The organism is Cellulomonas algicola, from assembly GCF_019024305.1.
GTDB lineage: Bacteria > Actinomycetota > Actinomycetes > Actinomycetales > Cellulomonadaceae > Cellulomonas > Cellulomonas algicola.
Genome location: NZ_JAHKSJ010000013.1, coordinates 201,192 through 225,444 on the forward strand (window position 1 = coordinate 201,192; position 24,253 = coordinate 225,444).

23 protein-coding genes and 1 pseudogene are annotated in these 24,253 nt (G+C 73.7%); 12 read left to right on the top strand and 12 right to left on the bottom strand.

All coding sequences use genetic code 11. The annotated features are described in order from the left end of the window. The first annotated feature begins 1 nt into the window (after position 1). A complete protein-coding gene (locus KOV94_RS11510) occupies positions 2-1,894 on the top strand; it encodes an ATP-binding SpoIIE family protein phosphatase (RefSeq protein ID WP_124340994.1) in 1,893 nt (630 codons plus the stop codon). Between the two features lie 9 nt (positions 1,895-1,903). Here the strand turns inward: KOV94_RS11510 and KOV94_RS11515 are convergent, their stop codons facing one another. Then, the gene (locus KOV94_RS11515; RefSeq protein WP_124340995.1) at positions 1,904-2,137 is read right to left on the bottom strand and encodes a hypothetical protein; all 234 of its coding nucleotides are present in this window, start codon (positions 2,135-2,137) and stop codon (positions 1,904-1,906) included. 179 nt (positions 2,138-2,316) lie between these two features. Here KOV94_RS11515 and KOV94_RS11520 point away from each other — a divergent pair, with 179 nt between their 5' ends. The 5 genes from KOV94_RS11520 (at position 2,317) to KOV94_RS11540 (ending at position 6,541) form a co-directional block, all read left to right on the top strand. Then, on the top strand, positions 2,317-2,733 hold the full coding sequence (locus KOV94_RS11520; protein WP_218052106.1) for an ester cyclase: 417 nt from the start codon (positions 2,317-2,319) through the stop codon (positions 2,731-2,733). Positions 2,734-2,844: 111 nt separating this feature from the next. Next, positions 2,845-3,210: a cupin domain-containing protein gene (locus tag KOV94_RS11525; RefSeq protein ID WP_218052107.1), complete on the top strand. Its 366-nt coding sequence runs from the start codon at positions 2,845-2,847 to the stop codon at positions 3,208-3,210. A 294-nt stretch (positions 3,211-3,504) separates the two neighbouring features. Further along, positions 3,505-5,322, top strand: a complete 1,818-nt coding sequence (locus KOV94_RS11530) for a family 43 glycosylhydrolase (protein ID WP_218052108.1) — start codon at positions 3,505-3,507, stop codon at positions 5,320-5,322. Between the two features lie 253 nt (positions 5,323-5,575). Next, positions 5,576-5,914: an ester cyclase gene (locus KOV94_RS11535; protein WP_218052109.1), complete on the top strand. Its 339-nt coding sequence runs from the start codon at positions 5,576-5,578 to the stop codon at positions 5,912-5,914. A gap of 135 nt (positions 5,915-6,049) precedes the next feature. Next, positions 6,050-6,541 carry a cupin domain-containing protein gene (locus KOV94_RS11540; protein ID WP_218052110.1) on the top strand — a complete coding sequence of 164 codons (492 nt, stop codon included), beginning with the start codon at positions 6,050-6,052 and terminating at the stop codon, positions 6,539-6,541. A gap of 217 nt (positions 6,542-6,758) precedes the next feature. Here the strand turns inward: KOV94_RS11540 and KOV94_RS11545 are convergent, their stop codons facing one another. Together KOV94_RS11545 and KOV94_RS11550 are read right to left on the bottom strand one after the other, a co-directional pair. Next, the gene (locus tag KOV94_RS11545; RefSeq protein ID WP_218052111.1) at positions 6,759-6,914 is read right to left on the bottom strand and encodes a hypothetical protein; all 156 of its coding nucleotides are present in this window, start codon (positions 6,912-6,914) and stop codon (positions 6,759-6,761) included. A gap of 56 nt (positions 6,915-6,970) precedes the next feature. Next, a complete protein-coding gene (locus tag KOV94_RS11550) occupies positions 6,971-7,615 on the bottom strand; it encodes a hypothetical protein (RefSeq protein ID WP_162352226.1) in 645 nt (214 codons plus the stop codon). Positions 7,616-8,035: 420 nt separating this feature from the next. Here KOV94_RS11550 and KOV94_RS11555 point away from each other — a divergent pair. Further along, positions 8,036-8,305, top strand: a pseudogene (locus tag KOV94_RS11555) (hypothetical protein); the annotation flags it as partial. Between the two features lie 33 nt (positions 8,306-8,338). On the opposite strand, the gene glnA reads toward KOV94_RS11555, so the two are convergent. After that, the gene (glnA, locus tag KOV94_RS11560) at positions 8,339-9,763 is read right to left on the bottom strand and encodes a type I glutamate--ammonia ligase (protein ID WP_124340999.1); all 1,425 of its coding nucleotides are present in this window, start codon (positions 9,761-9,763) and stop codon (positions 8,339-8,341) included. Positions 9,764-9,960: 197 nt separating this feature from the next. On the opposite strand from glnA, the gene KOV94_RS11565 reads away from it, so the two are divergent. Further along, positions 9,961-10,461, top strand: coding sequence for an RDD family protein (locus KOV94_RS11565; protein WP_235843096.1), 501 nt, complete (start codon positions 9,961-9,963; stop codon positions 10,459-10,461). Positions 10,462-10,464: 3 nt separating this feature from the next. Here KOV94_RS11565 and KOV94_RS11570 read toward each other — a convergent pair whose 3' ends face one another. The 3 genes from KOV94_RS11570 to lipA all read right to left on the bottom strand — a co-directional run bounded on the left by KOV94_RS11570 (position 10,465) and on the right by lipA (position 12,873). Then, entirely contained in the window at positions 10,465-11,058 is a 594-nt protein-coding gene (locus KOV94_RS11570; RefSeq protein ID WP_218052112.1) for a class I SAM-dependent methyltransferase, read from the bottom strand. Between the two features lie 32 nt (positions 11,059-11,090). Next, positions 11,091-11,810 carry a DUF4191 domain-containing protein gene (locus tag KOV94_RS11575; RefSeq protein ID WP_124341001.1) on the bottom strand — a complete coding sequence of 240 codons (720 nt, stop codon included), beginning with the start codon at positions 11,808-11,810 and terminating at the stop codon, positions 11,091-11,093. 61 nt (positions 11,811-11,871) lie between these two features. Next, positions 11,872-12,873 (bottom strand): lipoyl synthase, encoded by a 1,002-nt coding sequence (gene lipA, locus KOV94_RS11580; RefSeq protein ID WP_218052113.1) that lies wholly within the window; start codon positions 12,871-12,873, stop codon positions 11,872-11,874. A gap of 182 nt (positions 12,874-13,055) precedes the next feature. Here lipA and KOV94_RS11585 point away from each other — a divergent pair, with 182 nt between their 5' ends. Then, positions 13,056-13,556, top strand: coding sequence for a flavodoxin domain-containing protein (locus KOV94_RS11585; RefSeq protein ID WP_124341003.1), 501 nt, complete (start codon positions 13,056-13,058; stop codon positions 13,554-13,556). Between the two features lie 4 nt (positions 13,557-13,560). Here KOV94_RS11585 and lipB read toward each other — a convergent pair whose 3' ends face one another. Both lipB and KOV94_RS11595 read right to left on the bottom strand, forming a co-directional pair. Further along, positions 13,561-14,265, bottom strand: coding sequence for a lipoyl(octanoyl) transferase LipB (lipB, locus tag KOV94_RS11590; RefSeq protein WP_218052114.1), 705 nt, complete (start codon positions 14,263-14,265; stop codon positions 13,561-13,563). Positions 14,266-14,275: 10 nt separating this feature from the next. After that, positions 14,276-14,800: a MarR family winged helix-turn-helix transcriptional regulator gene (locus tag KOV94_RS11595; RefSeq protein WP_308160499.1), complete on the bottom strand. Its 525-nt coding sequence runs from the start codon at positions 14,798-14,800 to the stop codon at positions 14,276-14,278. Positions 14,801-14,855: 55 nt separating this feature from the next. Between KOV94_RS11595 and KOV94_RS11600 the strand changes: the two genes are divergently transcribed. The 3 genes from KOV94_RS11600 (at position 14,856) to KOV94_RS11610 (ending at position 19,803) form a co-directional block, all read left to right on the top strand. Then, complete coding sequence (locus KOV94_RS11600; protein WP_225916501.1) at positions 14,856-17,162, top strand: MMPL family transporter; 2,307 nt, start codon at positions 14,856-14,858, stop codon at positions 17,160-17,162. A gap of 10 nt (positions 17,163-17,172) precedes the next feature. After that, positions 17,173-18,216 (top strand): Gfo/Idh/MocA family protein, encoded by a 1,044-nt coding sequence (locus tag KOV94_RS11605; protein ID WP_218052116.1) that lies wholly within the window; start codon positions 17,173-17,175, stop codon positions 18,214-18,216. Positions 18,217-18,408: 192 nt separating this feature from the next. Then, on the top strand, positions 18,409-19,803 hold the full coding sequence (locus KOV94_RS11610) for a protein kinase family protein (protein WP_218052117.1): 1,395 nt from the start codon (positions 18,409-18,411) through the stop codon (positions 19,801-19,803). 3 nt (positions 19,804-19,806) lie between these two features. Here KOV94_RS11610 and KOV94_RS11615 read toward each other — a convergent pair whose 3' ends face one another. The 3 genes from KOV94_RS11615 to lpdA form a co-directional block, all read right to left on the bottom strand. Continuing rightward, positions 19,807-20,694 (bottom strand): TIGR01777 family oxidoreductase, encoded by an 888-nt coding sequence (locus tag KOV94_RS11615; protein ID WP_218052118.1) that lies wholly within the window; start codon positions 20,692-20,694, stop codon positions 19,807-19,809. A 196-nt stretch (positions 20,695-20,890) separates the two neighbouring features. Continuing rightward, positions 20,891-22,741 carry a 2-oxoglutarate dehydrogenase, E2 component, dihydrolipoamide succinyltransferase gene (sucB, locus tag KOV94_RS11620; protein ID WP_218052119.1) on the bottom strand — a complete coding sequence of 617 codons (1,851 nt, stop codon included), beginning with the start codon at positions 22,739-22,741 and terminating at the stop codon, positions 20,891-20,893. A gap of 30 nt (positions 22,742-22,771) precedes the next feature. Further along, positions 22,772-24,157 carry a dihydrolipoyl dehydrogenase gene (gene lpdA / locus KOV94_RS11625; protein WP_124342471.1) on the bottom strand — a complete coding sequence of 462 codons (1,386 nt, stop codon included), beginning with the start codon at positions 24,155-24,157 and terminating at the stop codon, positions 22,772-22,774. Positions 24,158-24,253: the final 96 nt, after the last annotated feature.

A 24,253-nucleotide genomic window follows, 5' to 3' on the forward strand; every position in this document is an offset into this window, starting at 1 on the left:
CATGACGGACCCGTCGCGGCCCCCGCCCGCCGTCGAGGCGACCCTGCAGGCCTTCGACGGCCTGCCCGTCGCGGTCGCCGCGATCCGGGCCGACGGCGTGGTCGCCGCCGCGAACCGCGCCGCCCAGGAGCTCGGCATCGGGCAGGTCGTCGGGCGACAGGCCGCGGACACCCTGACGGACGTCGTCGGTCGGCGGATGATGCCGCGGCTCGAGCTCGCGCTCCAGAGCCGACGCGGGCTGGCACCCGAGGAGATGCTGCTCGAGGTCGGCGACGACCACCGCGACGTCTGGGTGCGGCTGTCCCTCGCGCCGTGGCTCGACGACGCCGGCGAGTACCAGGGCATGATCGTCACCGCCGAGGACGTGACCGCGGCCGTCGAGCAGCGCCTCGCCGAGGAGGCGCGCGTCGCGGGTGTCGAGGAGCGGTACGAGGTCGCCCGCGACGTCATCATCGCGCTGCAGGGGGCGCTCCTGCCGTCGTCGGTGCCGGTCCTCCCGCGTGTCGACGTCGCCGCGACCTACCTGGTGGCGGGTCGCGAGCAGGCAGCGGGCGGCGACTGGTTCGACGCCGCGGTCGCCCCCGACGGGCGCGTGGCCCTCACCGTCGGCGACGTGGTGGGGCACGGTGTCGCGGCGTCGGCGGCGATGAGCCAGATGCGCGCGATCCTCGCGTCGCGGCTGCTCGACGGCGTCCCCGTCCACGCCGCGCTGGCCTCGCTCGACCGGTACGCCCGCGTCGCGACCGACGCGTTCGCGACGTCGGTGTGCGTCGTGCTCCTCGACCCCGAGACGGGCGTGCTCGAGTACGCCACACGCGGTCACCCCGCGCCCCTCGTCGTGGGGCCCGCGAGCTCGCGCTGGCTCCCGTCCACCGGCGGGGGACCCCTCGGCATCGACGACGACACCGTCGTCGGCACGGACCGGCTCGCCGAGGACGAGGCGCTGCTGCTCTTCACCGACGGGCTCGTCGAGGTCGTCGGCCGCCGGCTCGACGAGCGGATGCAGCAGGTCGTGTCCGCCGCCGAGCACGCCGTCCGCGGCGCCGTCATCGGCCGCTACGCGGGCAGGACCGTCGCCGAGCGGCTCTGCCTGCACGTGCCGTGGGCGCTCGACGAGGGCTTCGTCGACGACGTCACGGTCCTGGCCGTCGCACGCCGCGCCGCGCCGGCCGACCTGGCCCTCGACCTGCCCGCCGACGCCGAGCGGCTCGCCGACGTGCGCGGCGAGGTCGACGCGTGGGCGCGCACCGTCGGGCTCGAGGCCCGTGAGCGCGCCGCTCTGGTGCTCGCCGCGAGCGAGGCCGCCACCAACAGCATCGAGCACGCCTACGCGGGCGTGACACCCGGCCGCATCCGCGTGGACGCGCGCCTGCGCCGCACCACGGTCACGCTCGGCGTCGAGGACGACGGCCTGTGGCGCCCGCCCGCACCCGACCCGGGCGACCGGGGGCGTGGCCTCAGCATGGTCGCGTCGAGCGGCGCGCGGCTCGCGGTCGACACCGGGGAGTCCGGGACGCGCGTCGAGTTCGAGCTCGACGCCCGACGACGAGCCCCCGTCGGGTCACCCGTCGTCGGCCCCACCGCCGTCCTCACGGGCGGCCCGGAGGTCGCGGTCGGCGAGGACGGCGTCATCCGCGTCGGGGGCGTGCTCGACACGGAGTCGGCCGCCGCGCTCGTCGACGCCGAGGTCCGGTCGCGCTCACGCGGCGGGATCGTGCCCGTGACCGTCGAGATCGCACCCACGGCGTTCCTCGGCAGCGCCGCGGTGCGGGCGATCGAGCGCTACGTCCGGGGCGCCGACCCGGCCGCCCGGAACGTCGAGGTCGTGGTGCACGGAGGGAGCGCCGCGGCGCAGACGCTCGCGGTCGTGGGGACGCCCGTCGTCACCCGGTGAGGTCGCGCGTCAGTCGTTCAGCCAGCGGATGACGACCTGGCCGAACGTCGACACGACGGCCAGCTGCGAGCTGCTGCGGCAGCTCTGGCAGGTCACGGTGTGGTTGGTCCACGACACGTTGGGGTCCGTGTCCGTCGACGTGACGGCGATCGACGGCGACGTGCAGCGCGGGCAGCGCAGACGTGCCTGCTCGTCGATGACGGGGGTCGCGCCCGGCATCGTCGCCGGTGATGAGTGGCTCACGGGTCCTCCGGTGGTGCGTGGTGCGTAGACATGCACCTCCCAGAAAACCATGACAACCGGTGATCCGCGGAATTCGTCCGGTCCTCGGCCGCCCGGCGGCACTGTCGACCGGTCTGGTCGCCGACCCGCCACGCGAGTACCGTCCAGCGCATCGGCTCCGGGGGACGAGGGGGTCAGACATGTCCGACGACGGGCACCAGAGCGCCGCGACCACGCGTGAGGTCGTCCAGCGTTATCTCGACTCCGACCACGGCGACGCGAGCGCGATGGCGCCCGACGTGGTCTTCCGCCTGATGGCCACGGGCGACGAGTACCGCACGCCGGCGGGGGTGCAGGGGCTGCTCGAGTACTTCTACCACCAGGCGTTCGACGCCAGGGCCGAGCGGACCCGTCTCGTCGTGGACGCGGGCACGGCCGTGTTCGAGGGCTTCGTCGTCGGCCGGCACACCGGCGAGTTCGCCGGCGTCGCGGCGACGGGCAAGCAGGTGCGGATCCCCCTCGCGGTCGTCTACGACGTCCGGGACGACGCGATCGTCGAGGGACGGGTCTACGTCGAGATCCCCGCCTTCCTCGCCCAGGTGGGCGCCGGCACGTAGGTCGTGCCGCCGCGGTGCAGCGGCGAGCGCACGGAGGACCGGGCACGCCCGGGGACCAGCGGGGGCGGCGGCGTCCGCGCGCCGCCCACCGCGAGCGGCACGTCCACCGGCGTGCTCGACGGGGCCGACCGGCACATGTTCGTCGCCGCGCAGGACCGGGTCGCGCTGACGGCGGCGGTGCCGACGACGGTGTCGACGTTCGACCTCACCTACCAGCCCGGTCAGTTCTCGGGGTGGCACTCGCACCCGGGCATCGTCGTGGCCGTGGTCACGTCGGGGACGGTCGAGCGTCAGACGGTGACGAAGCGGGGGCGGTGCGTGACGGAGGAGTTCGGCGTCGGCGAGTCGTTCACCGAGGTGGGGCCGCATGTCGTCCGGAACGCCGGCGACGTGCCCGCGGTCCTGTCGATCACACGCATCTACCCGACGGCCGCGACCCAGGGGCGCATCGACGAGCCCGCTCCCGCGTGCGGCTGAGCTCCCGGCTGCTGCGGGTCCGCGTGCGGGCGGCGAAACGATTCTGACGGGAATGTGAGCGATAACATCCAGCCGTCGCGCGGGGCGAGGACGCCCTGAGCCGGACATCCCGGCGCGCGACGGGGGCGACGACCGCGAGCCGGGCACCCGGCGGGGACCGGCCTGGCGCCCGAGGACCGACCGCACGCCCGACGTGGCGCACCTCGTCCACGCCGCCGCCGGCCGACGACGGACGCAGTGGCGCCGACCGGCGCCGGTCCGCGACAGCTCACCGCTCGTGACACCCGAGGAGCCATGTTGAAGCAGCCATCAGCACGCCCGCACCGGAGGCGGCTCCGGTCGGCGATCGCGTCGCTCGCCGCGGCGGTCTGCGCCGTCACCCTGCTCGCTGCCCCGGCGCAGGCGGACAACCCGATCGTCCAGCACCTCTACACCGCCGATCCTGCGCCCCTGGTGCACGACGGCCGCGTCTACCTCTACACCGGGCACGACGAGGACGGCTCGTCCTACTTCACGATGCGCGACTGGCGCGTCTTCTCGTCGACCGACATGGTCAACTGGACGGACCACGGCTCGCCGATGTCGCTCGCGACGTTCAGCTGGGCAGACGCCGACGCGTGGGCCGGTCAGGTCGTCGAGCGCAACGGGAAGTTCTACTGGTACGTGCCTGTCCGGCAGCGCTCGACGGGGCAGCGCGTCATCGGGGTCGGCGTCGCCGACAGCCCGACCGGGCCGTTCCGCGACGCGATCGGCCGCCCGCTCGTCGGGAACGGCGAGATCGACCCGACGGTGCTGGTCGACGACGACGGCCAGGCTTACCTCTACTGGGGCAACCCGCGCCTCTGGTACGTCCGGCTCAACGCGGACATGGTCTCGTACTCGGGCAGCCCGACCCAGATCCCGCTGACCACGGCAGGCTTCGGCACCCGGACGGGCGACGCGAACCGGCCGACCCTCTACGAGGAGGGGCCGTGGGTCTACAAGCGCGGCGGGACCTACTACAACGTGTTCGCGGCCCGCTGCTGCTCGGAGTTCATCGGCTACTCGACCGCGCCCGGGCCGACCGGGCCGTGGACCTACCGCGGGACCGTCATGCCGACGCAGGGCAGCAGCTTCACGAACCACCCCGGCGTCATCGACTACAAGGGCGGCTCGTACTTCTTCTACCACAACGGCGCACTGCCGGGCGGCGGCGGGTACACCCGCTCGGTCGCGGTCGAGAAGTTCACCTACAACGCCGACGGCAGCATCCCGACGATCACCATGACGACCACGGGTGCGCCGCAGGTCGGCACCCTCGACCCGTACGTGCGGCAGGAGGCCGAGACGATCGCCTGGGGGTCCGGGATCGAGACCGAACCCTCGAGCCAGGGCGGGATGAACGTCGGCTGGATCGAGAACGGCGACTACGTCAAGGTCAAGGGCGTCGCGTTCGGCACGGGCGCGACCTCGTTCTCCGCGCGCGTCGCGTCCGCCACGAGCGGCGGGCGCATCGAGGTGCGGCTCGACGGTACGGGCGGACCGGTCGTCGCGACCTGCACGGTCGGCGGCACCGGCGGGTGGCAGAGCTGGACGACCACCACCTGCCCGGTCACCGGCGCGACCGGGACGCACGACCTGTACCTGCGGTTCGCCGGCGGCAGCGGCACCCTGTTCAACGTCGACTGGTGGCAGTTCGTCCGAGGCACGACCACGACGCCGGCGTACCGGGTGACCAACCGCAACAGCGGGCAGGTGATCGACGTGCAGCAGGGCAGCCTCGCGGACCTGGCGGTCGTGGGGCAGTGGCCCAGCACGGGCTCGGCGTGGCAGCAGTGGCGCTTCGTCGACGCCAGCAGTGGCACCGTGCGGCTGCAGAGCGTCAACAGCGGCAAGTGCCTCGACGTGAGCGGCGCGTCCACGGCCGACGGCGCGGCGGTCATCCAGTACACGTGCCACGACCGGCCCAACCAGGCCTTCACCTGGCGCTCGACCGGTGACGGCTACAGCCAGCTCGTGAACGCCAGCAGCGGCAAGTGCCTCGGCGTGTTTAACGGTTCCACGACTGCAGGTGCCGCGCTGGAGCAGCGGACGTGCAGCTCCGCGGCGAGCATGCAGTGGTCCCGCTCCTGAGCGACTCGTGCGACGAGGCCCGGGAGGCGGCGGTCCGGTCCGCCGCCTCCCGAGTTGTGTCGTCCCCGGTCGTGCGGTCCGCGACTGCGTCGCCCGGCCGCTCGCGGGCCTGTTCCCGAGCACTGCGGCGCGAGTGGCGTCCTGCCCATCGGGGGGGGGGGGGAAGGGGCCGGACATGTCCGAGGACGGACGCCCGGACGCCGCGCAGACACGGCATGTCGTCGAGCGTTGTCTCCGTTCCGATCACGGCGATATGAGTGCGATGTCGCCCGACGTGGTCTTCCGGCTGATGGCGACGGGGGACGAGTACCGGACGCCGGAGGGCGTCCAGGGGCTGCTCGACTTCTTCTACCACCAGGCGTTCGACGCCACCGCCGAGCGGACCCGTTTCGTCGTCGACGCCGGCACCGCCGTCTTCGAGGGATTCGTCGTCGGCCGGCACACCGGCGAGTTCGCGGGCGTGGCGGCGACGGGCACGCAGGTGCGGATCCCGCTCGCCGTCGTGTACGACGTCCGCGACGGGGCGATCGTCGAGGGCCGCGTGTACGTCGAGATCCCCGCCTTCCTCGCCCAGGTGGGGGCGGGGGCCTAGGTCGTGCCGCTGCCGTCGAGCGGCGGACACGCAACGACCGGGCGCCGCTCCCGGACCAGCGAGGGCGACGGCGCACGCGCCGCTCATGGCGCGGCGCGGCGCCTCCCGGTCGACCACGACGAACGGAGGATCCCCATGAACGGCAGGAAGCTCACCGTCGCCGCCCTCGCCACCGTGCTGCTGTGCGGCGTCTACGTCTCGTCCGCGAGCGCGACCCCGCCCTCCGTCCCGCCGCCCACCGCGAGCGGCACGTCCACCGGTGTGCTCGACGGGACCGACCGGCACGTGTTCGTCGCCGCGCAGGAACGGGTCGCGCTGACGGCGGCGGTGCCGACGACGGTGTCGACGTTCGACCTCACCTACCAGCCGGGGCAGTTCTCCGGATGGCACTCGCACCCGGGGATCGTCGTCGCCGTCGTCGCCTCGGGCACGGTCGAGCGCTGGACGGTCACGAAGCGCGGCACGTGCAGGGCAGAGGAGTTCGGGGGCGGCGAGTCGTTCACCGAGGTCGGTCCGCACCTCGTCCGCAACACGGGCGACATCCCGGCGGTCCTGTCGATCACGCGCATCTACCCGACGTCGGCGACCCAGGGGCGGATCGACGAGCCCGAGCCGGCCTGCCGCTGAACACTGTGCGCCTCGCCGCATCGACGCCTGGCGCGGAAGCGGCTCACGCGACGGCACCCCCTGCGCTACGGGGGTGCCGGTACCGCGAGAGTCAGGCGGATCACCCCAAAAGGGCTCGACGGACGCCGCGTGTACCTGCGCAACGACCTCGACGAGTTCGCTCGAGCCCGAACTGACCGGGCGACGGATCGTTGACCGAACGATGGGGGAAGTGCCGTCAGCCCATCTGGACGCAGTGCTGGCAGCGGCGGTACTCGTTCGTGCCGCTGCGCTTGTTCCTGGCGGGGATCTGCTGGCCCGAGGGGCAGTTGTCATGGTCGTGGTAGACGTCGGGGTCCGTCGGATCGATCGAGTGGTACGGAGCGACCTTCATTTCACTCGGCCTCCTTGCCGTTGCTCGGTTCTGATGCTCGGGGTTGGGGCATTGACCTATTGAGCGGCGACGAAGACCGCGTCGTTGACGACGTTCGAGACCACCCACGTGCCGCCGGGGATGACCTGCGTCGGCGCGGACACGCACACATTGCCGGTGACCGTCGCGGAGTCGAAGACAGGGTTGACGGACATCCAGTCGTTGGGAATGACGCCGCAGTAGTCGGCTTCGTTCGAGCCGTAGGAGATGCCGTCGGTTCCCACAAACGCCACTGTGAGGGAGTACTGCGCAGAGAACCCCCCGTCGGTGGTCGAACCGTCGTCCGCGGCCTGTTTCTGGATCGTCGGCCAATCGATGGCAACTGACAGCGGAAACATGATGTAGCTCCGCCCGTCAGCAGGGGGCGTGTTGAACTGGTTCTCCGCCTGCACCGTCGGCCACGCATCGAATGTGGTGGCGCCGCCAGACACGGTGAAGGCGCTCTCGTCGCTGATCTTGCGAGATTCACCAGGGGTGAGCGGGTTGGCCCGACTGCCGCGTGCCGCCTCGACCACGGGAGTCGCCGTCTCAATCGGAGACTCTTCTGGCTCCGGACTTTGGGAGGTTGGGGCGGGCGTCACAGGCAGATCGCCCTTACCCCCGGAACAGCCGGCGACGCCGACTACGGCGAGCAGAATCCCGAGCGTCGCGAACCGTCTCACGTCGTCGTCCCCCTGCGTTCACAAGGCAATCAGTGGGACCGATCGTCCCGCTTTGTGCCGGTGTCCGGGAGGCGCGCAAAGGGTGAAGTGCAGGCCAGGGGCGGGTGAAACGTCTGTCCGCCGCGAAAGTTCCAGACTCAGGCAAGTCCCCAGCCGCAGCGCCTCTTCGGCTGGCAAGCCCTCGGGGAGGGGGTGGAGGCCAGGGAGCCGACGACAGCTAGTTTGGTGCGTACATACCCGCGTACTGCGCGTTGAAGTCCGCGATCGACGCGCCTACGTCGCCGCCGTGTGAGGGACGCGGTCGGCGCGTGTAGACCCGGAAGACGCCGACGCTCGGCAGGGCTGCGCCCGCCATGGACAGGATCACGATGAGCCACTTCGCGAGAGACGACGGGAGGAGCCGGAGGTGGCGCAAACCGCCGCGCGGGAACGTCAACACCCTGGAGGTGTAGGCGCCTGCGCAAGACGTACACGACCATGCTCGGCGACGCCGGGGTGCCGCTGCGGGTGATCGACTACGTGACCGGGCACGAGTCGTCCGGCCTGACGCTCGGCATCTACAGCGCGGTGACGGACGTCGGTCTGGAGCAGGCCCGTACGGCGACGCAGGACGCCCTCGCAGCGGTGGGAGCAGCCACCGCCACGAGGGCGTCGTGGACAAGCGGACTTGTCCAATCCATGTCCACCTGACGGCGGAAATGGCGTCTGACCTGCAGGTACGACTTAAACGTCGAAGTAGAGCTCGAACTCGTGCGGGTGGGGCCGCAGACGGATCGGGTCCACCTCGGCGGAGCGCTTGTAGTCGATCCACGTCGAGATGAGGTCCGGCGTGAAGACGTTGCCGGCGGTCAGCCAGTCGTGGTCGGCCTCGAGGTTGTCGAGCACCTCGCCGAGCGAGCCCGGCACCTGCTGGATGAGGGCGTGCTCCTCGGGGGGAAGCTCGTAGAGGTCCTTGTCGACCGGCTCCGGCGGCTCGATGCGGTTCTGGATGCCGTCGAGGCCGGCCATGAGCATGGCCGCGAACGCGAGGTACGGGTTCGACGACGGGTCCGGCACGCGGAACTCGATGCGCTTGGCCTTCGGGTTCGAGCCGGTCACCGGGATGCGGATGCACGCGGAGCGGTTGCGGGCCGAGTAGACCAGGTTGACCGGCGCCTCGAAGCCCGGGACCAGGCGGTGGTAGGAGTTCACCGTCGGGTTGGTGAAGGCGAGCAGCGCGGGCGCGTGCTTGAGCAGGCCGCCGATGTACCAGCGCGCCATGTCGGACAGGCCGCCGTAGCCCTTCTCGTCGAAGAACAGCGGCTGGCCGTCCTTCCACAGGGACTGGTGCACGTGCATGCCCGAGCCGTTGTCGCCGAAGAGCGGCTTCGGCATGAAGGTCGCGGTCTTGCCGGCCTCGTGCGCGACGTTCTTCACGACGTACTTGAACAGCTGCACCTTGTCGGCCGACTTGGCGAGCGTGTCGAAGCGGTAGTTGATCTCGGCCTGGCCGGCGGTGCCCACCTCGTGGTGCGCGCGCTCGACCTCGAGGCCGAGGGCGTCCAGCTGCAGGGAGATCTTGTCGCGCAGGTCGGCGAAGTGGTCGACCGGCGGGACGGGGAAGTAGCCGCCCTTGTAGGGCGTCTTGTGGCCGAGGTTGCCGCCCTCCTCCTTGCGACCGGTGTTCCAGGCGCCCTCGATCGAGTCGATGTAGTAGAACGACGCGTCCTGGCGGGTCTGGAAGCGCACGTCGTCGAAGACGTAGAACTCGGCCTCGGGGGCGAAGAACGCGGTGTCGGCGATGCCGGTCGACCGCAGGTACGCCTCGGCCTTCGCGGCGACCTGGCGGGGGTCGCGGCTGTAGGGCTCGTCGGTGTACGGGTCGACGATGTGGAAGTTGATGTTCAGCGTCTTCTCGACCCGGAAGGGGTCGATGTAGGCGGTCGTGACGTCGGGGATGAGCTTCATGTCCGACTCGTGGATCGCCTGGAAGCCGCGGATCGACGACCCGTCGAACATCTGGCCCTCGGTGAAGAAGTTCGCGTCCACGGAGGCGGCCGGCACGTTGAAGTGCTGCATGACGCCGGGCAGGTCGCAGAACCGGACGTCGATGAACTTGACGTCCTCGCTCTTGATGAAGGCCAGTACTTCCTCTGGCTTGCTGAACATCCGCTGCTCCTCGGTTGTGTGTCCACCCTGGGGTCGGGCTCCGCCGAGGCTATGGCGGGGGAGTTTCTCTGGGGTGTAGCGGTTGTTTCCGCCGTGTTACGTCGGCGTCCCCCGTGTAACGATCGCGCGAACTCCTGGGCGGACGTCCGGGAGCGCGCGTGGGCGTCGCACCGGGGGTGGCGACCTACCCTGGTCGCGTGACCTCACGCGACGACATGGGTTCCTGGCTCGAAGGCGGCTCCCCGGCCGGGACGACGGCCCGCGGTGCGCGGCTCGGCCTGCCGCCGGACGGGCCGGGGGCGCTCGCGTCCCTCGGCCGTCGGGTCGCCGCGCTCGCCGTCGACTGGACCGTGTGCCTGCTCATCGCGGCGACGTTCTTCCCGGTCGAGCGCACGGGGTTCTACCTGACGCGCGGGGCGCCGACGGCGACGCTCCTCATCTTCCTGCTCGAGAACGTGCTGCTCGTCGGGACCGTCGGCTTCACGCTGGGCCACCGCGTGCTCGGGCTGCGTGTGCGCCGCGCGGCCGTGGCGCCGCCCGGTGCGGCGCCGCTGGCCGACTCCGGACGCCCGCCCGGGCTGCTGTCGGGGCTCGTCCGCGGCGTGCTGCTCTGCCTCGTGATCCCCGCGGTCGTGTGGGACTCGGACGGTCGCGGCCTGCACGACCGGCTCGCGGGCACGGCGATCGTCCGGCGCTGACCGTCAGGCGGGCGCCTGCCACGTGAGGCTGTAGCGCCAGTACAGGTGCCGCCGCCAGCGGGCTCCCGGCAGGATCCGGCGCGCCGCGTCGCGGACCTCGCCGTACCCCTCGCGCGGGTCGGTGACGGCCGCCCCGTGCTCCCACACGCCTCGCGCCCGGTCGACCACGGCGGCGACCGGCACGGCCGCGGCGCCGAGCGCCACGTCGCCGGGGGTGCGTGCCCCCGCCAGGCCGACGACGACGAGCCGTCCGCCGGGTGCGGTGAGGGCCGCCAGCCGGCGCAGCCCGTCCTCGAGCGGCAGGTGGTGGAGCGTCGCGTAGCACGTCACGAGGTCGAAGGCGTCGCCGTCGAGGACCTCGAGCGCGTCGCCGACGACGAACGTGACGCCGTCGTCACCGACCGAGGCCGCGCGTGCGAGCTCGACCTGGGCGGCGTCGACGTCGAGCCCCGTGACGCGGGGGACCCCGGCGGACCGCAGCCGGCGGACGAGCAGGCCCTCGCCGCAGCCCACGTCGAGCGCGGTGCACGCCTGCGGGGCGTGCCGCAGCGCGAGCGGGTGGTAGTGCGTGTTGTGGTTCCAGCGGTCGTCGCGCACGGACGGACCGTACCGGGTCCGGCCGTGCCGGGTCAGCGCCCGCGCATGCCCTTGCGGTCGGGACGCGCGCGCATCGGGTCGACGCCCTTCGGCACGGGCAGGCGCACGGCGCCGAGCGCGGTGAGCCGCTTGCCGACCTCGGCGACCTCCTGCTTGGTCAGCGAGGGCCGGAGGCGCTGGATGTGCCGCGGCAGCTTTCGCAGGGGCACCTGGCCCTCGTCGTCGCCGACCTGGACCAGCGTGATCGGGGCACCGGAGATGACGCGCGCGGTGCGCTTGCGCTCGGCCTCGAGGAGGCGGGCCAGACGCGGCGCGGGACCGCCCTCGGCGATGAGGACGACGCCCGGGCGGCCCAGCCCGCGGAACACCATGTCGCGCGTGCGAGGGTCGACGTTGACGGGCTCCTCGGTGAACGTCCAGCCGCGGCGGATGGTGCCGAGGGCCGCGCGGGACGCACCGGGCTGGCCGGCGATCCGGGTGTACGCGGCGGTCTCGGCGCGGCGCGCGAGGACGAACATCGCACCGAGCAGCGCGAACGGGATGCTCAGCAGCAGCACGTAGACGATCGAGTCGACCAGGAGGCCGATGACCAGGCCGAGCGCGACGATCCCGACGAACACCGCGAGCAGCAGCCACGTGATGGCCGGGTCGCTCTGCCGGGTCATCTGGTACGCCTGCCACAGCTGGTGGTACCAGCGGGTCTTGCGGACCTTCCCGGCGGCCGGGGGGGTGGCGTTCGTGTCGCGGGCCATGGGGTCGGAGTCTACCGATCTCGCGGGCACCACCGGACATCGTCCGGCGGCGCGAAGGGCCTCAGCGCGCGAGCAGGCTCGCCGCCTCCTGGCGGGCGGTCGTCGGCTCGCCCAGGTGCGCGAGCGCCGCGGGGATCTCGATGCCGCGGTGCCGCATGGCCTGGCCCCACAGCCGACCCGCGCGGTACGACGAGCGCACGAGCGGCCCGGACATGACGCCGAGGAAGCCGAGCTCCTGCGCGTGGTCGGACAGCTCGACGAACTCCTCGGGGCGCACCCACCGGTCGACCGGGTGGTGCCGCAGCGACGGACGCAGGTACTGCGTGATCGTCACGATGTCGCAGCCCGCGTCGTGAAGGTCCTGGAGCGCCGTCTTCACCTCGTCGGTCGTCTCGCCCATGCCGAGGATGAGGTTCGACTTGGTGACGAGACCGGCCTCGCGGGCGCGCGTGATCACGGACAGCGAGCGCTCGTACCGGAACGCCGGGCGGATCTTCTTGAAGATGCGCGGCACCGTCTCGACGTTGTGCGCGAGCACCTCGGGACGCGACTCGTTGACCTCGTCGAGCAGCTCGGGCACCGCGTTGAAGTCGGGGATCAGCAGCTCGACGCCCGTGCCGGGGTTGACCGCGTGGATCTGGCGGACCGTCTCCGCGTACAGCCACGCACCGCCGTCGGGCAGGTCGTCGCGCGCGACACCCGTGACCGTCGCGTACTTGAGGCCCATCGCCTGCACCGAGGCGGCCACGCGGCGCGGCTCGTCGGCGTCGAAGTCGGCGGGCTTGCCGGTGTCGATCTGGCAGAAGTCGCAGCGGCGGGTGCACTGGTCGCCGCCGATGAGGAACGTCGCCTCGCGGTCCTCCCAGCACTCGAAGATGTTGGGGCAGCCCGCTTCCTCGCAGACCGTGTGGAGCCCCTCGCGCTTCACGAGGCCCTTGAGCTCGCTGTACTCGGGGCCCATGGTCGCGCGGGTCCGGATCCACTCCGGCTTCTTCTCGATCGGCGTCGCGGCGTTGCGCGCCTCGACGCGGAGCATGCGGCGGCCCTCGGGAGCGATCGTCACGTCGTCAGACTAACCCCGCTCGTGCGCGGCGCGTGGTGGGGGAGTCGCACGTCACAGCCGGTCGGGACCTCGGTCCCGCGCGCTGGCCCGTCGCGCGGCGCGACGCTGAGGGCGTCGGCGACACGCCCGGGCGACCGGGACCGGCGGGACCCCGCGACGCCGGCACGACGAGGGGAGGGACGATGAAGATCCTCATGACGGTCGCGTCGCGGCACGGCGCGACGCGCGAGATCGGTGCGGTGGTCGCCGACGTGCTGCGCGAGGCGGGGCACGACGTCGACGAGGTGACCCCCGACGAGGTCGAGCACGTGACCGGGTACGACGCCGCGGTCCTCGGGTCGGCGGTCTACGTCGGCCGGCTCGCGGCCTCCCTCCGCGACCTCGTCGAGCGGCAGGGTGCGCACCTGCGGGCGATGCCCGTGTGGCTGTTCTGGTCCGGACCGGTGGGCGACCCGCCGCTGCCGCCGACGCCTCCCGACGACGTCGACGTCGTCGCCCGGCACGTCGGTGCGCGCGAGCCGCGGTGCTTCGTCGGCCGCATCGAGCGCTCCGAGCTCAACCTCAACGAGCGCGCGCTCGTGGCGCTCACGCGTGCGGAGACCGGGGACTTCCGGGACTTCGACGACGTGCGGTCGTGGGCCGCCGAGGTCGTCGCGGAGCTCGCGGCGGTGCGCGCGGGCTGAGGCGTCAGCCGGCGGCCGGCGCCGGTGCGCCGGCGTCGGCGTCGACGGTGGCGGCGAGGAGCGGGGTGAGCGTCGCGACGAGGTGCCCGCGCACGAGCGGCGTGACCTCGTCGATCGTCACGCGGCGGCCGGTCTCGGCCGAGAGCGACGTGACGTCGGCGTCGTCGATGCCGCACGGCACGATGCGGTCGAAGGCGTGCAGGTCGGGCTCGCAGTTGAGCGCGAACCCGTGCATGGTGACGCCGCGGGCGACGCGCACGCCGATCGCGGCGACCTTGCGCTCGCGCCGCGCCGGCCGGTCGTCGTCGCCCGGGTCGGCCGCGAACCAGACGCCGCTGCGTCCGTCGACCCGCACGGCCTCGAGGCCGAGGTCGGCGCACGTGCGGATGAGCGCCTCCTCGAGCGCGCGCACGTAGCGGACGACGTCGATGGGCTGCGCGAGCCGGACGATGGGGTACCCGACGAGCTGGCCCGGGCCGTGCCACGTGATGCGCCCCCCGCGGTCGACGTCGACCACCGCGGTGCCGTCGGTCGGCCGGTCCCAGCGGGCGGTGCGGCGACCGGCGGTGTACACGTCCTCGTGCTCGCACAGCAGGACGGTGTCCTCCTGGTCGCCCGCGGAGACGGCCGCGTGCACCTCCCGCTGCAGCGCCCACGTGGGCTCGTAGGGGAGCAGGCGGGTGCCGAGGTCGAGCGCGTCGAACCGCATGCCGGTCAGGCTAACCCCGGGTCGATGCGGCCGCGTGCGTCGTCCCGTCGTCGGGGGCGTCGTCGGGCCGGGCGACGAGGACCAGCAGCGCGCGCAGCTGCTCGACCTGGGCGGGCGTGAGCCCGCGGGTGACGACCGCCTCGGCCCGGCGGCGGTCGGCGGCGGCGTCGAGCGCCGCGAGGCCCTCGGGGGTCGCGGTGATGACGTGGCGGCGCCGGTCCTCGGCGTGCGGCGCGCGGCGCACGTACCCGGTGCGCTCCATGCGCGCGAGCACCCGGCTCATGGTCTGCTCGGTCACGCCGCACAGGGTCGCGAGCTCGCGCTGCGAGGCGGGCGAGCGGGCGAGGTGGACGAGCACGGGGAGGCTTGCGTGGTTGAGGTCCCAGCCGCCGAGGTGGGCGTTCCACTCGCGCTCGACGCGTCGCGCGGCGGCGGACAGCAGGCGCCCCACGGGCCAGTGGGCGGGGTCGCTCGACGCGGGGTCGAACTGCTCGCCGCCGCCCGTGAGGTCGGGGTCGTCCAGGCCGTCGCGCACCCTCGTCGATCCCTTCGGTTTGCCGTCCGGCGCTTGGCCACCCATGATACTCAGCATGCTGAGTAATCGCCGGGCGACCGTGGTCCGCGCCCTTGCCGTCGCCGTCGCGCTCGTCGCCTGGCTCGCCGTCGGAGCCGTCGGGGGCATGGCCCAGGGCAAGCTCGCACAGGTCCAGGAGAACGACGCGGCAGCCTTCCTGCCGTCGTCCGCCGAGTCCACGCGGGCCGCCGAGGCGAGCCGCGCGTTCGTGGACACGCCGACCCTACCTGCGCTCGTGGTGATGCAGCCCGCCGACGGCGGCGACGTCACCCCGGAGCAGGTCCAGGCGGCGACCGAGTGGGCGAACGGGGTCCCCGACCGCGACGTCCCGGACGGCGACGGCGACACGTGGGCGGACTACCTCGTCGGCGACCCGGTCGTCGTGCCGTCCGAGGACGGCCTCGCGCTGCTCGCGATCTTCTCCGTCGACGCCGACGCGGCCGACGAGCGCATCGGCGAGGACTCCGTCGCGGCGGTGCTCGTCACCGACCTGCGCGCGTCGCTCGACCAGGACCTCGGCGCGACCGCGACCGACGCCGGCGAGATCGGGCTGCAGGCCTGGGTCACCGGTCCGGCGGGTTTCGTCGCCGACCTCGTGACGGCGTTCGGCGGGATCGACGGCGTGCTGCTGCTCGTCGCGCTCGGCGCGGTGCTCGTCATCCTCGTGATCGTCTACCGCTCGCCGTTCCTGCCGTTCGTCGTGATCCTCACGGCCGTCTTCGCGCTGTCCCTCGCGGGCCTGGTCGTCTACCAGCTCGCCGCGAACGACGTGCTCGTGCTCAACGGCCAGTCCCAGGGCATCCTGTCGATCCTCGTGGTCGGCGCGAGCGTCGACTACGCGCTGCTGCTCGTCGCCCGCTACCGCGAGGAGCTCCGGCACGCCGAGCACCCGGCCACCGCCATGCGCCGCGCGTGGCGCGCGTGCCTCGAGCCGATCGGCGCCTCCGCCGGCACCGTCGCCGCGGGCGTCCTCTGCCTCCTGCTCTCCGACCTCGGCTCCAACCGCTCGCTCGGACCGGTCGCCGCGATCGGCATCGCGTCGTCGTTCCTCGCCGCCACCACGCTGCTGCCGGCGTTCCTCATCGTGCTCGGCCGGTGGTCGCGCGCCCTGTTCTGGCCGCGCGTGCCGCGCCCGGTCGCCGCGGTCGCCGTCGCCCACGGGCACCACGCGGCGCCCACCGACGACCCCGCCGACGCGTCCGGCGCGTGGGGCCGCCTCGCGCGCTGGGTCGCCCGGCACGCACGGCCGGTGTGGGCCGTCACCGCGGTCGTCCTGGTCGTCGGTGCCGCGTTCCTGCCGACGTTCCGCGCCGGGGGCACCGACCAGGCCGACGTGTTCCTCACCCCGGTCGACGCCGTCGCGGGCCAGGAGGTCCTCGCCGAGCACTTCCCGGCCGGCGCCGTGCAGCCCGTCACCGTCATCACCGCGCAGGACTCCGCCGACGACGTCGCGGCCGCGATCGAGGACGTCGAGGGCGTCGAGAGCGTCGCGCCGTACACGGGCACCGCGGCGGGCGGTCCCGCCGGGACGGGCGAGCCCGTCGTGGTCGACGGGGACGTGCGGCTCGACGTCGTGACGACAGCCCCGTCCGACTCGCAGGAGGCCGTCGCCGTCGCCGCGGACGTGCGGACCGCCGCGCACGAGGTGGACCCGGACGCGCTCGTCGGCGGTGCGGCCGCCGAGACGCTCGACGCGCAGGACGCCGCCCGCCACGACCTGCGGGTCATCGTGCCCGTCGTGCTCCTCGTGATCGGGCTGATCCTCACGCTGCTGCTGCGCTCGGTCGTGGCGGCCGGGCTGCTCCTCGGCGCGAACGTCCTGTCGTTCGCGGCGACGCTCGGTGTCTCGGCGATCCTCTTCAACCACGTCCTGGACTGGCCGCCCGCCGACCCGGCCGTGCCGCTCTACGCGTTCGTGTTTCTCGTCGCGCTCGGCGTCGACTACTCGATCTTCCTCATGACACGCGTGCGGGAGGAGTCGGCACGCGTGGGCACGCGCCCCGGTGTGGTCCGCGGCCTGGCCGTGACCGGCGGCGTCATCACTTCGGCGGGCGTGGTGCTCGCGGTGACGTTCGCGGCGCTCGGCGTCATCCCGCTGCTGTTCCTCGCGCAGCTCGCGGTCATCGTCGCGCTCGGCGTGCTGCTCGACACGACCGTCGTCCGCTCGCTGCTGGTCCCGGCCCTCGTGCACGACCTCGGCGACCGCACCTGGTGGCCGTCGCGGCTGTCGCGACCGCACGCGCCGGGCACGCACCGGACCACTTCGGCGGAGCCGGGTGCGACGGTCGGTGCGGCCGACACCACGGAGTCGGCCCGACCGTAGAGTGGCGCGCATGGACTCGCTGCGCGTCGGTCTGGTCGGCTACGGGGGAGCGGGGCGCGGGATCCACGCGCGCCTGCTGAGGGAGGCGCACCAGCGCGTGACGCACGTCGTCACCCGCCACCGCGCCGCGCAGGTGCACGAGGACTGGCCGGGTGCCGTCGTCGTCCCCGACGTGCCGGCGCTGCTCGCGCACGTCGGCGAGCTCGACCTCGTCGTCGTCGCGAGCCCGACGGGCGACCACGTCGAGCACGTGCTCGCCGCGCTCGCGACCGGCGTGCACGTGCTCGTCGACAAGCCGCTCGCGACCACCACCGCGGAGGCCGAGCGGCTCGTCGACGCCTCGCTGCACGCCGGCGGACGGCTCACCGTGTTCCAGAACCGGCGCTGGGACCCCGAGCAGCTCGCGCTGCGCGGTCTGCTGGAGGCCGGGACGCTCGGCCGCGTGCACCGATTCGAGCGGCGCTGGGAGAGGTTCCGTCCCGTCCCGCAGGACCGCTGGAAGGAGAACGACCCCGAGGCCGGCGGGCTGCTGCTCGACCTGGGCGCCCACCTCGTCGACTCCGCGGTGCAGCTCTTCGGTCCCGTCCGGTCGGTGTACGCCGAGCTCGCCGCGCGGTCCACGCCCGCGGTCGACGACGTCTTCCTCGCGCTCGTGCACGACGCGCGCGGCGGCGAGCCCGGCGTCGTCAGCCACCTGCAGGCCGGTGCCGTCGTCGGGGCGCCCGGACCGCGCACACGCGTGCTCGGGGACGCCGCCGCCTACCTCGTGACCTCGTTCGAGGGCGAGCCGACGCCGTTCGCCGTCCTCGACGACGCCTACGAGGAGGGTCGCCGCCCGGGCGAGCCCGTCCACGAGGGCTGGCTCGTGCGGGGCGCCGAGCGGACGCCCGTGCCGGCGCCCGCCGGCGGGCACGTCGACCTCTACCGCGAGGCCGTGCGGTGGGTCGTCGACGGCGGTCCGCCGCCCGTGGACCCCGCCGACGCCGTGCGCACCGCGCGCGTGCTCGACGCCGCGCGCACCTCGGCCTCCGAGGGCGTCGTCGTCCGGCTCTGACGCGCGCGGCGGTGCGTGTCCCGTCGACGGCACGCCTGTCGACGGCACGCCTGTCGACGGCACACCCGTCGACGGCACACCCGTCGACGGCACCCCCGGCGGCAGCACGTCGGGCCGGGTGCGCCACGGGGACAGCCGTGACCTGTGGACGAGCCGCACGCGCGGCGGGCCGTGCACGGTTCGATGCCCGGCATGGAGACGTTCCTCGTGCCCGCCGACGTGCGCGCGCTCGTCGACGGCAGCGCCTTCCGCGTCGTCGGAGCGGCCGGCCCCGACGGTTCCGGGTGGCTCGCCGCCGCGACGGACGGCTCCGACCGCCGCCTCGAGGTCCACGTCGTGGCCACCGTGCTCGACGACCTCACGGCTGCGCGCGTCGAGCGGCTCCGGCACGTCCGGCACGACCACCTGCCGGCGCTGCACGACGTCGTCGAGATCGGCCCGGGCCGCACCGCGCTCGTCGTCGAGCACGTCGCCGGACCGACGCTCGCCGAGCTCCGGTCGCAGCGTGCCCCGCTGTCCGACGGCGAGGCCGCCACGGTCGCCATCCCCGTCGCCTCGGCGCTCGCGGCGCTGCACGACGCCGGTCTCGCGCACGGCGGCGTGAGCCCCGCGACCGTCGTCGTGCGACCGGACGGGCGGCCCGCGCTCGTCGACCTGCGGGGCGTCCTCGCCGGGAGCGGCACGCCGGACGGCGACGTCCGCCGCCTCGTGGCGTCGGTGCTCGCCCAGGTGCCCGACGCCGACGTGCACCTGCTCGCCGGGCCGCACGACGGCTCGCTCCGGGACGCGCTCGAGGACCTCCTCACGAGCGGCGACGTCAGCGCGGCCGTCCTCGTCGACCGGTGCTTCGCGGTCGTCACCCCCGAGCCGGTCCGCGTCCCCGACGCCGGTGCTCGCGCGGCGCTCGACCTCGCACGCACGGGGGCGTCGGCCGCGGCCGACCTCCGCCGGCCTCGGCGGGCGCCCCGTCGCGCACCTCGTGCGCTCGTCGTCGGCGTGGTCGCCACCGGGGTGGTCGTCGTGGGCGGCCTCGCGCTCGGGACGGCCGGGCTGCGGTCGTCCGCCGGGGACGAGAGAGCGGCCGGTGCGCCACCCGCCGCGTCGTCGGCGGCCTCGGCCCGCACGGCACCGCCCTCCGAGACGGAGGTCGACGCTCAGGGTGTGGCCGACGGGACGGGCGAACCGGCGCGCACGACCGACGTGGCCGAGGCCGCCGCCGAGCTCACGCAGCTCCGCGCCCAGCACGTCGCCGCGGGCGACCCGGCGCGGCTCGTCGACGTCGAGGTGCCCGACGGACCCGCGCACCGTGCCGACCTGCGGCTCGTCGAGGCTCTCGCGGGGGACCGGGTCGAGGGGCTCGCGGTCGACGTGCAGGAGGCGACCGTCGTCGCAGGCGGGGACACGGCCGGCGAGCCCACTCCCGGCGCGGAGGCGGCGGTGCGGGTCACCTCCGCGATGTCGGGCTACACGCGTGTCGACGCGTCCGGCGTGTCCACGGCGGTGCCGGCGGCGTCGCCGCGGACCGTCGTGCTGACGCTGCGCTGGACCGCCGACGGGTGGCGCGTGTGGGACGTCGCGGACGCGTGACCGTCAGCGGGCGGCGACCCAGGCCGCGGCGGACGGCAGGTCGGCGTGCACCGGGCGGAACCCGCTCGCGGTGAGGGCCGCGGGTTCGGCACGGATGGACCCGAGCACCTCGGACGAGAAGTCCTGCAGCGCGAGCCGCAGCGCCCACGCGGGGACGGGGACGACCGCGGTGCGGTGCACCGCGGCCGCGAGCGCCTTCACGACGTCGACGTTCCGGTCGGCCGCCGCGACGAGGTTGACGGGCCCGTGCACGTCGGTGGTCAGCAGGTGCGCGATCGCCCGGACCTCGTCGACGAGCGTGATCCACGGCCAGAACTGCCGCCCGGACCCGAGCCGTCCGCCGACCCCGAGCCGGACGAGCGGCAGCAGGCGGCCGAGCGCGCCCCCGTGCGGCGCGAGCACGATCCCGGTGCGCAGCAGGACCACGCGCAGCCCTGCCTCCTGCGCGGGCAGGGTGGCCGCCTCCCACTGCCGCACGACGCCCGCGAAGAACGTCGTGCCGAGCGGTTCGTGCTCGTCGAGGACCGCGTCGCCCCGGTCGCCGTAGGCGCCGATCCCGGAGGCCTGCAGCAGCACCCGCGGGCCGTCGTCGTGCGCCGCCATCGTGCGCGCGAGCAGCCCGGCGGTGTCGACGCGCGACTGCACGACGGCCCGCTTGCGCGCGGGCGTCAGCGGGCGGGACGCCGCGTTGACGCCCGCGAGGTCGATCACGGCGTCGGCCCCGGCCAGGTCGTGCGGGTCGAGGCGACCCGCCGTCGGGTCCCACGGGATCTCGTCGGGCCCGCCCGCCTCTCGGCGGACGAGCACGCGGACGCGGTGCCCGTCCGCCCGCAGCGCCGGTACGAGCGCACCCCCGATGAACCCGCTGGCACCCGCCACGACCACGTCCATGCCGGTCACCCTAGGCGTCCGCGCCGCACCCGGCCGGGCGAGACGTGTGCGCGCGGGCGCGCGGCCCCGGCACCCGTCGGACCGGAGGTGACCGGGCGGCACGGCCGAACGGCTCGCGCAGGCGCCGGAGGCGACCCCGTGGGACGACGACGGCCCGGGTCCGCAGGGGACCCGGGCCGTCGTCAGGCGACGAGCGTCAGAGACCGACCTCGGCCTCGAACGCGCCCTCCTCGATGCGGGCCTTGACCGCGGACAGGTACCGCGACGCGTCCGCGCCGTCGACCAGGCGGTGGTCGTACGACAGGCAGAGGTAGCACATCGACCGGATCGCGATGACCTCCTCGCCGTCCGCGTCCTTGACGACGACGGGCCGCTTGACGATCGCGCCGGTGCCGAGGATCGCCGACGTGCCGGTCGGCACGATCGGGGTGTCGATCAGCGCACCGCCCGAGCCCGTGTTCGTCACCGTGAAGGTCGCGCCCGACAGCTCGTCCGGCGTGACCTTGTTGGCCCGCGTGCGCGCGGCGAGGTCGGCGATCTTGCGCGCGATGCCGGCGAGGTTGAGGTCGCCCGCGTCGCGGATCACCGGCGTGAGGAGGCCACGCTCGGTGTCGACGGCGATCGCCACGTTCTCCTGGCCGTGGTACGTGATCTGGTTGCCCTCGAGCACGCCGTTGATCTTCGGGAACGCCTTGAGGGACTCGACCGCGGCCTGCACGAAGAACGGCAGGAACGTGAGGTTGACGCCCTCGCGCGCCCTGAAGTCGTCCTTGGCACGAGCCCGCAGGCGGGCGACCTTGGTGACGTCGACCTCGACGACCGTGGTGAGCTGCGCCTGCGTGTGCAGGGCCTCCACCATGCGCTCGGCGATGATCTGGCGCAGGCGGCTGGCCTTCTCCGTGGTGCCGCGCAGCGGCGACACCGACGGGACGGTCGGCGCCGTGGGGGCGGCAGCCGCTGCCGGAGCGGCGGCGGCCGGGGCGGCCTGCGCGGCCTTCGCGGCCTCGGCCTTGGCGGCGGCCTCGAGGACGTCCTCCTTGCGGATGCGGCCACCGACGCCCGTGCCCGTGAGGGTCGCGACGTCGACGCCCTTCTCGGCCGCGAGCTTGCGGACGAGCGGCGTGAGGTACGACCCACCGGCGTTCGCCGCGGCGGACGCGGTCGGCTGCTGCGCCGCGGCCTCCTCGGCAGCGGGCTTCTCGCCGGCCGTCCGGGCGGACTCGGCCTCGGGCGCGGGCGCCTCGTAGCCACCGGGCTGCGCGGCCGCGGGGGCGGGAGCCTGCTGGGCCGGCGCGGGAGCCGCGGCCGGGACCGGCGCGGGCTGCGCCTGTTCGGCGGGAGCCGCCTCGGGGGCGGGAGCCGGAGCGGCCGCGGCACCGGAGCCCACGATCGCCAGGACGGCGCCGACCTCGACGGTCTCGTCCTCCTGGACGCGGATCTCCTGCACCGTGCCGGCCACCGGCGACGGGATCTCGGTGTCGACCTTGTCGGTCGAGATCTCGAGCAGCGGCTCGTCGACCTCGACGCTGTCGCCGACCTGCTTGAGCCAGCGCGTGACGGTGCCCTCGGTGACGGACTCGCCGAGCGCGGGGAGCGTGACCTCCTGGCCATCGCCGCCGCCCTGGCTGCCCGAGGACGGCTCCTGCGCGGCGGGCGCGGGCTGCGCGGGGGCCTCGGCGGGCTCCTCGTGCTCCTCGACGGACTCCTGCACCGGCTGCGCCTCGGCGGCGGGCTGCTCGGCGGGCGCCTGCTGCGCGGGCTCCTCCTGGGCCGGGGCCTCCTCGGCGGGCGCGGACGCACTGCCGCCCTCGCCCGTGCCGATGACGGCCAGCGTCGCGCCGACCTCGACGGTCTCGTCCTCCTGGACGAGGATCTGCTCGAGCACGCCGGCGAACGGCGACGGGATCTCGGTGTCGACCTTGTCGGTCGAGATCTCGAGCAGGGGCTCGTCGACCTCCACGCGGTCGCCCACGTTCTTCAGCCAGCGGGTGACGGTGCCCTCGGTGACGGACTCACCGAGAGCGGGAAGCTGCACGTTGTCGGACATGACCGCTCGTGTCTCCTTCGATCGTGGGGGTCAGTTGTGGGCGTGCAGCGGCTTGCCGGCGAGCGCCAGGTGGGCCTCGCCGAGCGCCTCGTTCTGCGTCGGGTGGGCGTGGATCAGCGAGGCGACGTCCTCGGGGTACGCCTCCCAGTTCACGATGAGCTGGCCCTCGCCGATGAGCTCGCCGACGCGGTCGCCGATCATGTGCACGCCGACGACGGGGCCGTCCTTCTGGCGCACGAGCTTGATGAAGCCCTGGGTGTCGAGGATCTTGCTCTTGCCGTTGCCCGCGAGGTTGTACTCGAGGGTCTCGACGGCGTCCTCGCCGTGGACCTCCTTCGCGGCGGCCTCCGTGAGACCGACCGAGGCGACCTCGGGGTGCGAGTAGGTGACGCGGGGGATGCCCGACTCGACGATCGGCTGCGGGTTGAGCCCGGCGATCTGCTCGGCGACGAAGATGCCCTGCGCGAAGCCGCGGTGCGCGAGCTGGAGGCCCGGGACGATGTCGCCGACCGCCCAGATATTGCCGACGCCCGTGTGCAGCTTCTCGTCGGTGATGACGAAGCCCCGGTCGAGCGTGATGCCCTGCTCCTCGTAGCCGACGCCCGACGTGCGGGGACCGCGGCCGACGGCCACGAGCAGGAGGTCCGCGTCGAAGGACTTGCCGTCCTCGAGGGTGACGTGCACGCCGTTGTCGTTCTGGGTCACGCCCTGGAAGCGGACGCCGAGGTTGAACGCGATGCCGCGCTTGCGGAAGGCGCGCTCGAACGCCTTGGAGAGGGCGACGTCCTCGTTGGGGACCAGGTGGGGGAGCGCCTCGATGATCGTGACGTCCGCGCCGAAGGACTTCCAGACGCTCGCGAACTCGGAGCCGATGACGCCGCCGCCGAGGATGATCGCGGACTTCGGCACGAAGTCGAGCGTCAGCGCCTGGTCGGACGTGATGACCCGGCCGCCGATCTCGAGGCCCGGCAGCGAGCGCGCGTAGGAGCCGGTCGCGAGGATGACGTGGTCGCCCGTGTAGGTCGTGTCGCCGACCTGGACGGCGTTCTGGCCGACGAGCTTGCCGTGGCCCTCGACCACGGTGATCTTGCGGGACTTGATGAGCCCCTGCAGGCCCTTGTAGAGGCCGCCGATCACGGTGTCCTTGTACTGGTTCACGCCGCCCATGTCGATGCGGTCGAGCGTGCTGTGCACGCCGAAGTGCGCACCCTCGCGCGCGTTGTCCGCGAGCTCGGCGGCGTGCAGCAGAGCCTTGGTGGGGATGCAGCCGTTGTGCAGGCAGGTCCCGCCCACCTTGTCGGCCTCGATGAGGGCGACGTTCTTGCCCAGCTGGGCGGCGCGCAGAGCCGCGGCGTAGCCACCGCTCCCCGCTCCCAGGACGACGATGTCGAAAGCGGTGCCGTTCGTGTCGGCCACGTGCAGACTCCTATGCGCAGGCGTGTGGGTCTCGAAGCTCGCCGACCATCTTGTCATCCCGTCAAGGTCCGAACGACCTCGGCGACCAGGCGCGGC

What these genes read in the sequence shown, in the direction of transcription:
- glnA (WP_124340999.1), bottom strand. Translation starts at nt 9,763, where the DNA reads ATGTTCAGCAAGCCAGAGGAAGTACTGGCCTTCATCAAGAGCGAGGAC.
- KOV94_RS11545 (WP_218052111.1), bottom strand. Translation starts at nt 6,914, where the DNA reads ATGAAGGTCGCTCCGTACCACTCGATCGATCCGACGGACCCCGACGTC.
- KOV94_RS11520 (WP_218052106.1), top strand. Translation starts at nt 2,317, where the DNA reads ATGTCCGACGACGGGCACCAGAGCGCCGCGACCACGCGTGAGGTCGTC.
- KOV94_RS11605 (WP_218052116.1), top strand. Translation starts at nt 17,173, where the DNA reads ATGGACTCGCTGCGCGTCGGTCTGGTCGGCTACGGGGGAGCGGGGCGC.
- KOV94_RS11610 (WP_218052117.1), top strand. Translation starts at nt 18,409, where the DNA reads ATGGAGACGTTCCTCGTGCCCGCCGACGTGCGCGCGCTCGTCGACGGC.
- KOV94_RS11540 (WP_218052110.1), top strand. Translation starts at nt 6,050, where the DNA reads ATGAACGGCAGGAAGCTCACCGTCGCCGCCCTCGCCACCGTGCTGCTG.
- KOV94_RS11510 (WP_124340994.1), top strand. Translation starts at nt 2, where the DNA reads ATGACGGACCCGTCGCGGCCCCCGCCCGCCGTCGAGGCGACCCTGCAG.
- KOV94_RS11615 (WP_218052118.1), bottom strand. Translation starts at nt 20,694, where the DNA reads ATGGACGTGGTCGTGGCGGGTGCCAGCGGGTTCATCGGGGGTGCGCTC.
- KOV94_RS11585 (WP_124341003.1), top strand. Translation starts at nt 13,056, where the DNA reads ATGAAGATCCTCATGACGGTCGCGTCGCGGCACGGCGCGACGCGCGAG.
- KOV94_RS11575 (WP_124341001.1), bottom strand. Translation starts at nt 11,810, where the DNA reads ATGGCCCGCGACACGAACGCCACCCCCCCGGCCGCCGGGAAGGTCCGC.
- KOV94_RS11530 (WP_218052108.1), top strand. Translation starts at nt 3,505, where the DNA reads ATGTTGAAGCAGCCATCAGCACGCCCGCACCGGAGGCGGCTCCGGTCG.
- sucB (WP_218052119.1), bottom strand. Translation starts at nt 22,741, where the DNA reads ATGTCCGACAACGTGCAGCTTCCCGCTCTCGGTGAGTCCGTCACCGAG.
- KOV94_RS11600 (WP_225916501.1), top strand. Translation starts at nt 14,856, where the DNA reads ATGCTGAGTAATCGCCGGGCGACCGTGGTCCGCGCCCTTGCCGTCGCC.
- KOV94_RS11535 (WP_218052109.1), top strand. Translation starts at nt 5,576, where the DNA reads ATGAGTGCGATGTCGCCCGACGTGGTCTTCCGGCTGATGGCGACGGGG.
- lipB (WP_218052114.1), bottom strand. Translation starts at nt 14,265, where the DNA reads ATGCGGTTCGACGCGCTCGACCTCGGCACCCGCCTGCTCCCCTACGAG.